Below are 11,692 nucleotides of genomic sequence, written 5' to 3'. Positions count from 1 at the left end.
AACGACCGTGATTGCTCACAGCAATCACGGTGAATCGTGTGGCGGGTAAGCCGTTCGATAGGAGAAAAACTGCGATGAGACCCTGTCCAAACTTTTTGGCTGTCACTGCTGCTCTACTGACATTGGGGGCGGGTGTAACCCTCGCAAATGACTTCGCGTACGCAGCCGACAAGCTCGACCCTTCGACAAAGATCAGGGCCGGCGCTGAGCAAGGGCGAGGCATTGACCGCACGGTGCTGCCGATCCAGGAGCCGAAACGCCCGACGATCACCACGTTCGATGCGCGCAACGTCAAGGCGCCGCCGCGGTTCGAGATCAAGGCGCCGGCCAAGGCTCCGAACGTCCTGATCGTGCTCATTGACGACTTCGGCTTCGGCATGTCCAGCGCGTTCGGCGGACCCATTCACATGCCGACCGTGGAACGTCTCGCCGATAACGGCTTGCGGTATAACCAGTTTCATACCACCGCGTTGTGCTCGCCTACCCGCGCGGCCTTGCTCAGTGGCCGCAACCATCACACGAACAATATGGGCGCGATCACGGAGGCCGCAACGGCCTTTCCTGGCAACACCGGTCAACGCCCCAATAGCGTGGCGCCGCTCGCGGAGATGTTGCGGCTGAACGGCTACAACACGGCCTTTTTCGGCAAGAATCATGAAACAGCGGCCTGGGAGGTGAGTCCATCGGGTCCCACCGATCGCTGGCCGACCCGGTCGGGCTTCGACAAGTTTTATGGCTTCATCGGCGGTGAAGCCAACCAATGGGCGCCGGCCCTCTATGACGGATTTGCACGGGTGGAGTTGCCGAACGATCCGAAGTATCACCTCATGACAGACATGACGAACCAGGCGATTCACTGGATGCAGTACCAGAAATCGCTCACGCCCGACAGGCCGTTTTTCATCTACTTTGCGCCGGGCGCCACCCATGCGCCGCACCATGTGCCGAAAGAATGGATCGCAACGTACAAAGGGAAGTTCGACGGAGGGTGGGATCAATTCCGGGAAGAGACGTTGGCCCGCCAGATCAAGTTGGGTGTCGTGCCTGCCGGCACCAGACTCGCGCCCAAACCTGAGGCCATCAAGAACTGGGACACACTCAGCGCCGACGAAAAGAAACTCTTCGCGCGTCAGATGGAGATCTTCGCCGGCTTCGCCGAATACACAGACAGCGAGATCGGCCGACTGATCCATGCGCTCGAAGAAACCGGTCAGATGGCGAACACGTTGATCATGTACATCTGCGGCGATAACGGGACCAGCGCCGAGGGAGGGATGAACGGCCTGTTCAACGAGTACACCTACTTCAATCGTGTGCCGGAAACCGTCGAGAGCATCCTGCAACATTATGACGAGCTCGGTGGGCCGATGTCCTACAACCACATGGCCGCCGGATGGGCTGTCGCAGGCGATACGCCCTTCACCTGGACCAAGCAGGTCGCATCGAATTTTGGCGGTACCCGAAATGGGATGGTGATTCACTGGCCCAAGGCCGTTAAGGCCAGGGGCGAGGTGCGGAGCCAGTTCCATCATGTGATCGACATTGCGCCGACGGTCCTGGAAGCCGCGAAGTTGCCGGAACCGAAGATGGTCAATGGGACCAAACAGTCTCCGATCGAAGGCGTCAGCATGGTCTACACCTTCAACGATGCGAAGGCGAAGAGCCGCCGACCCATTCAATACTTCGAGATGATGGGCAACCGGGGCATTTACGTCGATGGGTGGTTCGCCGGGACCGTCCATCGGGCTCCATGGGAATATGAACCGCGGCAAAGCCTCGCGGACGACAAGTGGGAACTCTATGACACGCACAAGGATTTCAGCCTGACCACGGACTTGGCTGGCAAGAATCCGGCAAAGCTCAAAGAGCTACAGGCAGTCTTCATGAAGGAGGCGGTGAAGTATCACGTGCTCCCCATCGACGATCGCGTGTTGGAGCGCATGAATGCCGCCACTGCGGGGCGACCGGATTTGATGGCCGGTCGTACGACCTTGACCCTGTATGAAGGTATGACCGGTATGTCGGAGAACGTATTCATCAACACGAAGAACCGCTCGCACACGATCACAGCAGAAGTGGAAATTCCTGAGGGAGGCGCCGACGGCGTCATCCTCGCTCAAGCCGGGCGCTTCGGAGGTTGGAGTCTGTATGTGAAGGACGGCAAGCCGACTTACACCTACAACTTCGTCGGCCTGCAGCGCTTTACCATTTCATCTCCGCAGGCGCTTGGCACGGGGAAGGCTGCAATTCGGTACGAATTTGACTACGACGGTGGGGGACCAGGCAAAGGCGGTATGGGCATACTCTCGGTTAATGGGGATAAGGTCGCCGACGGTCGGATCGAGCATACCCAATGCTGTGTCTATTCGGCCGATGAGGGGGCCGATGTCGGCGTCGATGAAGGGACTCCGGTCACGGAAGACTACAAAGCGCGCGACAACAAGTTCACCGGCAAGATTCACAAGGTCACGATCGAATTGAAGGAGCTGAAAACCGCCGGCGGTGGTGGGATCGACCGTGCCATGCATGAAGCCTCCAAGCGGAAAACCTTGTCCGACTGATTGACTCAACGCACGAAGACCATGTGTGAGGTGAATGATGAAAAACGCATATCCAATCTACGGAGGAACAATAATCATGCGTCTCATGCCGGTGCGAGACAATGGCTGATTGATGAGGATGTGGCCCGACTTCGAGGAGACCAACAAGCGTGAAGCGAATCGAGTGAAGACACCACAAGCAAGGACATGGATGGAAGCGAGAAACTCGGTGTGGCGAAGGCGGTGCTGGTCGCGTGGTTGGGTTATCCGAGGAATTCCTCGATGACCGACGGGATGTCCTGCCAGGGCAGTGCCGACCTGCCGCGCGCCAGCATGTCCGCCAGCCGCTTTTCAATCATTCGAGAAATGTATTCCATGCAATCCAATATCGCCGAATATGGAGCGTGTGTCAACCTTGGGGCGTCGTCCAGAAAAAGAGCCACAAGGGCGGCTCATTCCTTTGCGCCGACCAGTATTGGGCGCGCTATATCGCGGGAGGCCGAGGAAAAGGCGAACCGGATACAGGAAGGAACCATGTGGACTGAGCCGAGTCTGCCTCCGTTCTTCACGTCCCCTCGAGCCAAGACACCGCCGGCTCACCATCTCGCCGGCGTCCACACACGTGGCGCTCCTTATTCCTCGCGCTGTGGACCTCGGTTGGCGATTGCGCGACGAACCATCGTGAATAATGCGCGTTTGTCGTCCGGGCACCGTTCATTTCTTGACGCCAAGATTGAGTGGCTTGTCTCAAGAAACTTGCAGCAGAATGAACTTGCTTCAGCAGCTCACCAGAAGGGACAATGCCCACCATGTCGCGGCTCTCATGGGCGGTTTCTACGGTTGTATTCGGCGGGCTCGTCGCCGCAGGTCTTTGGCACTGGTTTTACGACGGTTCGCGGTCGTCACCAGCCTCGACCGTTATGACCTGCGACATGGGCATCTCGTCCGCCAAGGCGAATCGCAATTCTCAATCTGCCGGCAAAGACGCCGCTGCCGTCGAAGTCTCAACGGCCCAACCGGTCCCAGGATCAACGCAAAACAAACCAGCCCCGCCCGGGCCTGCGCCGGACGGAATGGCCTGGATCCCGGGAGGCGAGTTCTGGATGGGCGCAGACGAGTTCCCGGACGCGCAGCCCTGGCATCGCGTGTACGTCGAGGGCTTTTGGATGGACAAGACCGAAGTCACGAACGAGCAGTTCGCCCGATTCGTGAACGCGACCAAGTACATGACGGTCGCCGAGCGGGCGCCGCGGGCGGAGGATTTTCCCGGCGCGCCGCCGGAGAATCTCGTACCGGGCTCGGTCGTCTTCTCGCCGCCCGACAGTCCTGTACGACTGAACGATCATTTCCAATGGTGGAGTTATGTGAAGGGAGCGAGCTGGCGCCATCCGGAGGGACCGCAGAGTCACATCAAAGACCGTGGACACTATCCCGTCGTCCATATCGCCTACGAAGACGCGCTGGCCTACGCAACCTGGGCAGGGAAGCGCCTGCCCACCGAGGCCGAGTTTGAATCAGCCGCACGCGGTGGACTCGACCGCAAACCCTATCCCTGGGGCGATGAACTGAAACCGAAGGGGAAGTTCATGGCCAATACATTTCAAGGGCATTTCCCCGACCAGAACACGAACGAGGATGGGTACCAACATGCCGCCCCTGTCGCATCCTTTCCATCGAACGGCTATGGGCTCTTCGATATTGCGGGCAATGTCTGGGAGTGGACCAACGATTGGTATCGGCATGACTATTATCGGATCTTGGCCGCTCAGGGACCGGTCGCGCGCAACCCGCAGGGGCCGTCCGACAGTTTCGATCCCAGCGAACCAGGGGTGAAGAAGAAAGTGCATAAGGGCGGCTCATTCCTCTGTACCGACCAATACTGTGCGCGCTATATTGCAGGCGGGCGCGGGAAGGGCGAGCTGGACACAGGGACGAACCATCTGGGATTTCGGTTGGTGCGAGAGGCCTGATGAACGGCGCAGGTGTCCAGATGGATTGGAGAAAAGTCTGTGAGCGATGTCTCTGAGAGGGAATCAGAACAGTTTGATCTGACCGGAAGTAATGTCGGCCCAGGGGATGATCTCTATGTCCGGAGACAGGCGGCGTCGTTCTCGTGTCGTCGAGACGACCACACCTCGGCGCAGGCCCAGATCCTTCATGCATTGTCGCAGTCCGGCGACGGCGTAGCGGTCCACTGCCGAGCCGGCTTTGATTTCAATCGGCAGGATGCGTCGGCCTTCGACAATCAGGAGGTCCACCTCGGCGCCGGCCTGTGTTCGCCAGAAGAACAACTCAGGGCGAACCAGCCGGCGCGCGGCGAGGGCCGCGAGTTCTTCGATCACCAGACCTTCGAACGACGCGCCTCGCCTGGACCACGTTGCCAACTCCGGGGGGCGGCGCAAGCCGGCCAAGAAGTGCAGCAAACCCGTGTCCCGCACGTAGAGCTTGACACTCTTCGTCAGGCGCTTTTGCACATTGGCGTAGTACGGCGGGAGACGGCGGAGCATGAATGCTCCATCGAGCACATCCAGGTCACCCGCGATCGTGTGGGAGGACACGGCCAGTGACCGCGCAAGGTCGCTGACGTTTAAAAGATTGCCGTGGATATGGGTCAGCATCGTCCATAGCACCCGGAGCCGCCGTGCTGGCAGTCCAATGCCGAGGGCAGGGAGGTCGCGTTCAAGAAAAGTTGAGACATAGGCGTTGAGCCACTCGCTGCGCGCGTCCGAGTTCCGTAAACCGTGGATCGGTGGAAACCCACCCCAGAACCAGCGGTCGGCTGATCGGGCGGTGCCGGTCAGCTCCGAGCAGAGGAGAGGGGTGAGTTCAAGGAGCGCTACCCGGCCGGCCAGCGTCTCGGAAACCGACTGCATGATGGCTGGGCTTGCCGATCCCAACAGGAGGAAGCGACCTTTGCCCCGCGAACGGTCGATCACGTGACGCAGGACGGGAAAGACTTCGGGTAGCCGCTGGGCCTCGTCGATGACGACCTTGTGAGGGTGAGCGTCGAAGAATCCCTCGAGATCAGCGGCCAGCAGAGCGATGTCGGCCGGGCGGTCGAGATCGAGATGCATCCAACCAGGGAGCGCGTGATGTGCCAGAGTGCTCTTGCCGCACTGACGGGGACCGACGAGGAGCACGGCCGGAAAAGACCGAAGGAGGGTTTGAAGACGCGCTGCCTGTTGCCGGTCGATATATTTCATGGCTTGCACTTTTGCACAAGGGGTTCAAAAATACAAGTCATATGAATCTGTGCCAGTCTTGCGTGAAGAACAAAGTGCATAAGGGCGGCTCATTCCTCTGTACCGACCAATACTGTGCGCGCTATATTGCAGGCGGGCGAGGGAAGGGTGAGCTGGACACAGGGACGAACCATCTGGGATTTCGGTTGGTGAAAAGCGCAGGCTGAAGATGTCAATGTTGCCGGGACCGTGATCGATCCTCGGTGAGATCATGGATTTCAACAAGAACGTTCGGTGAAACAACAGAGGAGGGACAGTATGAAGACAAGAATGATGGGGTTAGTGCTTGCGATGCTTGCGGTAGTCGCGAGCGTCGACGCGGTTGCCGGTGCGGAAGAAGGAGCGGTCAAGGCGGCGGCGACATGGAAGGCGCGGTCGTTTGTCTTTCCGGTCGGTCAGGACCAAGCCTATTTGGTCGGCGTCTACAGCGGAACGTTTTACGTGGAGGACGGCAAAGGCGCCTTGCACGCCGCGTCGATCGTCTGTCCCGCAACCGCCGAAGGCGATCTGAAATCGATGACCAAGGCAGGGCAGGGGCGCTGCATCCTGACCGATGAGGAGGGCAATCGCGTCTATGCGAGATTTACGTGCAAAGGCGATCTCGAAGGCTGTCGCGGACCCTTTACGATTGTCGGAGGCACCGGCAAGTTCGAGGGCATCACCGGAGAAGGCGAGATGATTTCACGCATCTTGGTCCGCCAGATCACGACGGTCACCGGGTTCCAGAGCGCGGAACAAGATGGTGAAGGCATTGCGACATGGCCGTCATTGACGTATCGAATCCCGGACAAGCACTAACGAGACCATCACCACAACACCAGGATCACATCACCATGTACGATTCGGAGGAGCTTATGAAACCTGTCGTGTGTCTTATCGGAACGGCGCTGTTGAGCGGCCTGATCGGAGTCTCAGTCGACGTCCAGGCCGAAGTGTTCATCTTCCCTGAAAAGGGACAGAGCAAGGATCAACAGGAGCTCGACCAGTTTACCTGCTACAAGTGGGCAAAAGAGCAAACGGGCATTGATCCGAACCAGACGTCAATGGCCGCGGCGCCACCGCCTCCCGAACAGGGGCAAGCCGTGCGCGGCGCGGCGCGCGGCGCGGCCGTCGGCGCGATCGGGGGCGCGATCGGCGGCAATGCCGCTAAAGGCGCGGCGATCGGGGCGGGGGTCGGGGGAGGAGCCGGCGCGATTCGCCATCGCCGTGCGGAGATGGAATATCAACGCGAGGTGCAGGAGGCCTCTGCCGAGCGGCAGCAGGAACAGCAACAGTTCAACCGCGCCTATGGTGTCTGTTTGGAAGGCAAGGGCTATAAGGTGGGGTAAGAGCTCCGCGACTCTCCATCGCAATCGCAGCGACTGATCATTGCAGATGATCTTGGTGCAGGCTGCGCCGGCTCGATAGTGGCTGGAAGACGAAAGGGGTAAGTACCGTGGTTGCCGGGCCGGCGAGGAGGTCAACTCATTGGCTCTCATGCAATCGCTTGAGGAATTGACGAGGACTCACGATCGCGAGGTTCCGATGGCGACGCAGGGTGAGGAGATCCTCGTCGCCGGTTGCGATCGCCTCGTCCTCTCCGGCGAGGATGAAGCCAAGCAAGAGCTTAGGAGGGCGATCGGTGAGAAGTAAGTGAGTCGGAAGGTCCTGCTTGTTCCGGTGCTGCGGCTCGACGATGAGGTTCGGAAATCTCTCGTCGGGATCCCCGGCGAGCAAGCGATTTCCTTTTCCCCTATTACGCGACTTCCCGCCTTTTCTTGGTCCGCAGGCGCTTGTGCGGGCTTCCCGTTTTTGCCAACGTCGCCACCTTCAGCAACAGGCGCAATCCGTCGTTCACGGCATCCGCCGTTCCGAAGTGTCGCCATAATTCAGGAGCGATGACGACGGCGTGGGCGCTTTTCGGAAAACGATGGGCGTGTCGCCCCCGGACAGCCTTGCCCCAATCGTATCGTTCCAGGGCGTCGTCAGGTGGAATTGGTCTACGATGCGTCGGGTCCCTCTTCATATTTTCTCCTCTGGATTGGTGAGGCTTTTCTGGCACTGATCAGCCGAATGCTGTCCCGTCGCTCTTCATGTACGACGAATAGAACCCGGCCACGGGCTGAATTTCCGATCAAGACCGACCGCCCTGGTATGTATCGATCCGGTGCGTCAATGGCCAGTGGGTCTGCGAATGCCGTAAGAGCTTCCTCAAAGGAAACACCATGTTTGAGAAGGTTTGTGCGAGCTTTTGCCTCGTCCCATTCGAAATCTCCATAATGCCGGGTTGTCACGGCTCCGGATGATACCACAGCCGTCGGTTTGTTTCCGAGCGCACGGCAATGAAGATAAAGGCAGGACTCAGGTGATGCCCAGGGCACCTCAAGGTAGATTTCGACCACCAATGGGGCCGGCCCCCTTTGTTGGCGGACGAAACGACTGCTCATTGCGGATGATCGGGATGGCCGGTCGCAGCGGAGGCCGCTGCCTGGGCGAACACACGATCCGGAGCATGTCTTGCAAGTGAAGCGAGGGTGCCCTGGTCCATGATAACGATATTCTGTTGCGCGATCCTGCTCCTGATGAGGTGTGTCCCAACCAAACCGGCGCGGACCATTGAGCCATCCGGCTTTCTCGGTGATCTGTATCCATTGATGCCCAAGGGGGCTAAAGGGCAAGCGCTGCTGCTCCATAGGAATCCATCCGTGGCAAACGTTCCGCGAGGAACCTAGTCATTCCCATTGCTGATGACGTCAATGATATGTACACTGTACATATGCATGAGCTGCGGTTCGAATGGGATGAGGCCAAGAACCGCAGCAACATGCGAAAACACGGCGTCTCATTCGAGGAGGCGCAAACGGTCTTTCTCGATGATCATGCGATCAGGTTCTATGATCCGGACCACTCAGGCGATGAAGACCGTTTCCTGATGATGGGACTTAGCGTTAAATTGCGCCTTCTGATCGTCTGTCATTGCTATCTGGAAAACGATGGCGTCATCCGAATTATTTCGGCACGGAAAGCTACTCGAAGCGAAGCGACACACTACGAGAGGTGACACATGAGAGCCGAGTATGACTTCTCCAGAATGAAAGGGGTGCGAAATCCCTACCGGAAGTTACTCAAGAAACCTATTACCATTCGATTGGACAGCACAACGATCTCTTATTTCAAAGGGCTGGCTGATGAGCTTGGCATGCCGTATCAACATCTCATCAACCTCTACCTGAGAGACTGTGCCATCAACCAGAAGAAGCTGGCGCTCAAGTGGGCGTCCTGAATGCCGAGGGCCCCAGGGTCGGACCCCGTTTAAGCGCGCCCGTCCCGATTGGCCTTCGACAAGTTCTATGGCCTCATAGGCGGGGAAGCGAACCGGCTCCTGCGCTCTATGCGCTCTATGATGGACTCGCCCTGGGTGAACTGCCGAATGACCAGACTCGGAGGGTCGGTGCATGTTTAATCCGCTAACTCGTCATGCCGGGAGGAGGTTTTTGGGATACCCGAGGCAGGCTTCGGCAGTAATGGTGTGATCGCGGTCCGAAGTTCCAGATGCCGAGAAGTGCAGGACACTGAAAGACAAGGTCGCCTCTTCCGTTAGAGTGGTGGCGGATCGTCGGTCGGGCGGACCAAGGTGATCGGCAAAAGCATGAAGCGCGCTCAGTTTCAGTTTTGCCTCGATTTGAGCGGCAAGTTCCTGAAGGCCGCCTTTAATGGATGCCTCGATCTTGTCTCGCGATACCACCAGACCGACCAACCAGGATGGGCCTGGTAAATCCAGGCGAAAATTTTCTATGGAATGGGCCAGGACCTTGGATAGATCACCGGACCTGTCAGGTGTAAGAACCAGCTTGCCGGAGGCGCGTGCTCCTTTGCCGCCGCATTCGAGTGAGACGCTCGCCGCAGCGATCGTGCCGCTGATCCACTCAAGATCCGCTTCTTCCGCCTTTGTGCGGGCGAGGAGTGCCGACAAGTCAACGCTGTTGAAACCGGATGAGGTCGGAATAATTGTGCGAATGACATCGATCTCCCTTGGCCGATCATCCATCGCGGCAGCCACAAAACTTGCGGAACGGTACCAACAGCCGACCTCTTGCTGTTCCACGCCGGATGCCGAGGTCTCCCGGTCGGCATCGATCATGAGAAACAATGGGTCGTCCGATGGGGTTAAAACATCAAGTTGAAAATTACCGGTCCTGTCCGTCGCTGTCTCGATGAGCACCCGTCCGTCCGTCCGACAAATTCTCGCGCGCGCATCGCACAGCGGTTGCCTCAATCCGTCCAGACGAGCACGATCACCGTCCGAACAAGACTCGACAAACGTCGTGAGATCGGTTACTTCATTGACGCGCCCGAGCAGTTTCATGGCTCTTTCCCAATCGCGTGCGATCGCTTCGGCTGCTTCGCAGCCGCCGGAGGCCATTCTTACCCGATGTGTGCGTCTGTTGTCGAGTTCGCAGTGCTGTCCTTTCGTCTCTTGCATCAGGGAGGTGAACAATGGTGGAGCTGCATCGCGTACTAGGCAGAAGAGTTGTCCGACGCGCGGTCTCTCGGGCGGCGCTCGTAATCGTGACTGTACTGGCATGCCTCATACCGACAACCAACGGACAGGCGCAGATACCCGATATCCCTTTTATCCCCTCAGCCGTCGAAGACTGGCTGTCACAAATCCAAAGAGGGTTGTTTGGGGACGGGTTCTTCAAGCGTGAGACGATACCCAAAGTCGAACCCCTTCGTCCGGGACCCACCGTCTTGCAGCTCACAGTGGACGAAACCATGAGCTTGTTCCTGAAACAGAACTTGGACCTCCTACTGGCACATTACGGAATTGATGCCGCCAAAGGTCGCCAAATCACCGCCCGGCTCTTTCCCAATCCAACGCTCAACGTCAACACCCTGAGTGCCTATACTCAAGGATGCAACCTGACCAATTGCGGAATGGTCGGTCCGTCTGTGAGTCAACTGTTCGAAGTGGCCGGAAAGAGAGGCTACAGAATCAAGGCTGCCGACTTGGAGGCCTCATCCGTAGAGGCAGGATTCGAAGATGTGGTTCGGCAACTGGTGTTTGTGCTCAAGGACAGCTATTTTAATCTCCAGCGACAGCGTGGCCACCTGGCTATCGACCAAAAGGCGCTGGACATTCTTTCGAAATCGTTTCAATCGTCCGGCAGGAAGTCAGATTCCGACATCGATCGGGTGAGGTTGGGTCTGCTGACCGTCAACACGGAAGCGGAAGTGCTCAAGGATCTGCAAGCCGTCGAAGACGCCTCAGGCGACCTCCGGGTCCTCTTAAGGCTGTCCCCGGATGTCGAAATCGAACTGGAAACACCCCTCATATTCTACCCAAAGGAGCTAAAGCTCGCTGAACTCGTGAGCTATGCGGTGGAAAACCGTCCGGACATCCGGGCCCGCCGGATCGTCCTCGACAAACGAAAAACGGAGCTGAAACTGGCACGAGTGATTCCCTATCCCAACGTGACGGCACAGCTGGGATACATGGTCCAGGGACCTCACGGTCCGGACAACCAGCAACAGTGGGGCATCGGTTTCAGCGTGCCGCTTCCGGTCTTCGATAGGAATCAAGGAGGGATTGTCGAGGCTGAGGTGGCCATCAGGATGGCCCAAACCGAAGTGGACAAGGCGACGGTGCTGATCCAGAACGAGGTCAGCGTCTCATACCGCAGGTTCCTGCACGCCAGGAAACTGGTCGATGCGACCAATGGAGCAATCGAGCACTCTTCCATGGTCTTTCAGGCCGCTCAAGAGGGTTATTCGAAAAAGGAAGTCGGAATCCTCGACTTGGAAAGCGCACGCCGCTCCTATGGGGAAACAGAAATCAATCATCTGGATGCTCTGTTCGGCTACTACGAATCACTGTTCCGCCTTGAACGGGACACCGGACGCACGATCAACTTTTGACGTGAGAGGAGA

General features: G+C 58.1%; 11 protein-coding genes. 7 read left to right on the top strand and 4 right to left on the bottom strand.

Translation table 11 applies throughout. From position 1 onward, the window contains the following. Positions 1 to 74: 74 nt before the first annotated feature. Both P0119_08420 and P0119_08415 read left to right on the top strand, forming a co-directional pair. Positions 75 to 2,561 (top strand): arylsulfatase, encoded by a 2,487-nt coding sequence (locus tag P0119_08420; protein ID MDF0666083.1) that lies wholly within the window; start codon positions 75 to 77, stop codon positions 2,559 to 2,561. Between the two features lie 779 nt (positions 2,562 to 3,340). After that, positions 3,341 to 4,510, top strand: coding sequence for a formylglycine-generating enzyme family protein (locus P0119_08415; GenBank protein ID MDF0666082.1), 1,170 nt, complete (start codon positions 3,341 to 3,343; stop codon positions 4,508 to 4,510). A gap of 63 nt (positions 4,511 to 4,573) precedes the next feature. On the opposite strand, the gene P0119_08410 is transcribed toward P0119_08415, so the two are convergent. Further along, positions 4,574 to 5,743, bottom strand: coding sequence for an ATP-binding protein (locus tag P0119_08410; protein MDF0666081.1), 1,170 nt, complete (start codon positions 5,741 to 5,743; stop codon positions 4,574 to 4,576). A gap of 297 nt (positions 5,744 to 6,040) precedes the next feature. Here P0119_08410 and P0119_08405 point away from each other — a divergent pair, with 297 nt between their 5' ends. Both P0119_08405 and P0119_08400 read left to right on the top strand, forming a co-directional pair. Then, positions 6,041 to 6,580, top strand: a complete 540-nt coding sequence (locus P0119_08405) for a hypothetical protein (GenBank protein ID MDF0666080.1) — start codon at positions 6,041 to 6,043, stop codon at positions 6,578 to 6,580. A gap of 56 nt (positions 6,581 to 6,636) precedes the next feature. Next, positions 6,637 to 7,110 (top strand): YMGG-like glycine zipper-containing protein, encoded by a 474-nt coding sequence (locus P0119_08400; protein MDF0666079.1) that lies wholly within the window; start codon positions 6,637 to 6,639, stop codon positions 7,108 to 7,110. A 136-nt stretch (positions 7,111 to 7,246) separates the two neighbouring features. Here the strand turns inward: P0119_08400 and P0119_08395 are convergent, their stop codons facing one another. Both P0119_08395 and P0119_08390 read right to left on the bottom strand, forming a co-directional pair. After that, the gene (locus P0119_08395) at positions 7,247 to 7,498 is read right to left on the bottom strand and encodes a hypothetical protein (protein MDF0666078.1); all 252 of its coding nucleotides are present in this window, start codon (positions 7,496 to 7,498) and stop codon (positions 7,247 to 7,249) included. 19 nt (positions 7,499 to 7,517) lie between these two features. Next, positions 7,518 to 7,787, bottom strand: coding sequence for a hypothetical protein (locus tag P0119_08390; GenBank protein MDF0666077.1), 270 nt, complete (start codon positions 7,785 to 7,787; stop codon positions 7,518 to 7,520). Positions 7,788 to 8,522: 735 nt separating this feature from the next. Here P0119_08390 and P0119_08385 point away from each other — a divergent pair. Further along, on the top strand, positions 8,523 to 8,822 hold the full coding sequence (locus tag P0119_08385) for a BrnT family toxin (GenBank protein MDF0666076.1): 300 nt from the start codon (positions 8,523 to 8,525) through the stop codon (positions 8,820 to 8,822). Positions 8,823 to 8,825: 3 nt separating this feature from the next. Continuing rightward, on the top strand, positions 8,826 to 9,044 hold the full coding sequence (locus P0119_08380; GenBank protein MDF0666075.1) for a hypothetical protein: 219 nt from the start codon (positions 8,826 to 8,828) through the stop codon (positions 9,042 to 9,044). Between the two features lie 192 nt (positions 9,045 to 9,236). Here P0119_08380 and P0119_08375 read toward each other — a convergent pair whose 3' ends face one another. After that, on the bottom strand, positions 9,237 to 10,127 hold the full coding sequence (locus P0119_08375) for a hypothetical protein (protein ID MDF0666074.1): 891 nt from the start codon (positions 10,125 to 10,127) through the stop codon (positions 9,237 to 9,239). Positions 10,128 to 10,258: 131 nt separating this feature from the next. Between P0119_08375 and P0119_08370 the strand changes: the two genes are divergently transcribed. Next, a complete protein-coding gene (locus P0119_08370) occupies positions 10,259 to 11,680 on the top strand; it encodes a TolC family protein (protein MDF0666073.1) in 1,422 nt (473 codons plus the stop codon). Positions 11,681 to 11,692 lie beyond the last annotated feature (12 nt).

The sequence above is a fragment of the Nitrospira sp. genome (assembly GCA_029194665.1).
GTDB lineage: Bacteria > Nitrospirota > Nitrospiria > Nitrospirales > Nitrospiraceae > Nitrospira_D.
Note: the sequence above shows the minus strand (reverse complement) of the source record. Positions and strands in the feature narration are given on the sequence as shown.

Coding starts and splice junctions, on each gene's coding strand:
- P0119_08420 (MDF0666083.1), top strand. CDS start 75: ATGAGACCCTGTCCAAACTTTTTGGCTGTCACTGCTGCTCTACTGACA.
- P0119_08415 (MDF0666082.1), top strand. CDS start 3,341: ATGCCCACCATGTCGCGGCTCTCATGGGCGGTTTCTACGGTTGTATTC.
- P0119_08410 (MDF0666081.1), bottom strand. CDS start 5,743: ATGAAATATATCGACCGGCAACAGGCAGCGCGTCTTCAAACCCTCCTT.
- P0119_08405 (MDF0666080.1), top strand. CDS start 6,041: ATGAAGACAAGAATGATGGGGTTAGTGCTTGCGATGCTTGCGGTAGTC.
- P0119_08400 (MDF0666079.1), top strand. CDS start 6,637: ATGAAACCTGTCGTGTGTCTTATCGGAACGGCGCTGTTGAGCGGCCTG.
- P0119_08390 (MDF0666077.1), bottom strand. CDS start 7,787: ATGAAGAGGGACCCGACGCATCGTAGACCAATTCCACCTGACGACGCC.
- P0119_08385 (MDF0666076.1), top strand. CDS start 8,523: ATGTACACTGTACATATGCATGAGCTGCGGTTCGAATGGGATGAGGCC.
- P0119_08380 (MDF0666075.1), top strand. CDS start 8,826: ATGAGAGCCGAGTATGACTTCTCCAGAATGAAAGGGGTGCGAAATCCC.
- P0119_08375 (MDF0666074.1), bottom strand. CDS start 10,127: ATGAAACTGCTCGGGCGCGTCAATGAAGTAACCGATCTCACGACGTTT.
- P0119_08370 (MDF0666073.1), top strand. CDS start 10,259: ATGGTGGAGCTGCATCGCGTACTAGGCAGAAGAGTTGTCCGACGCGCG.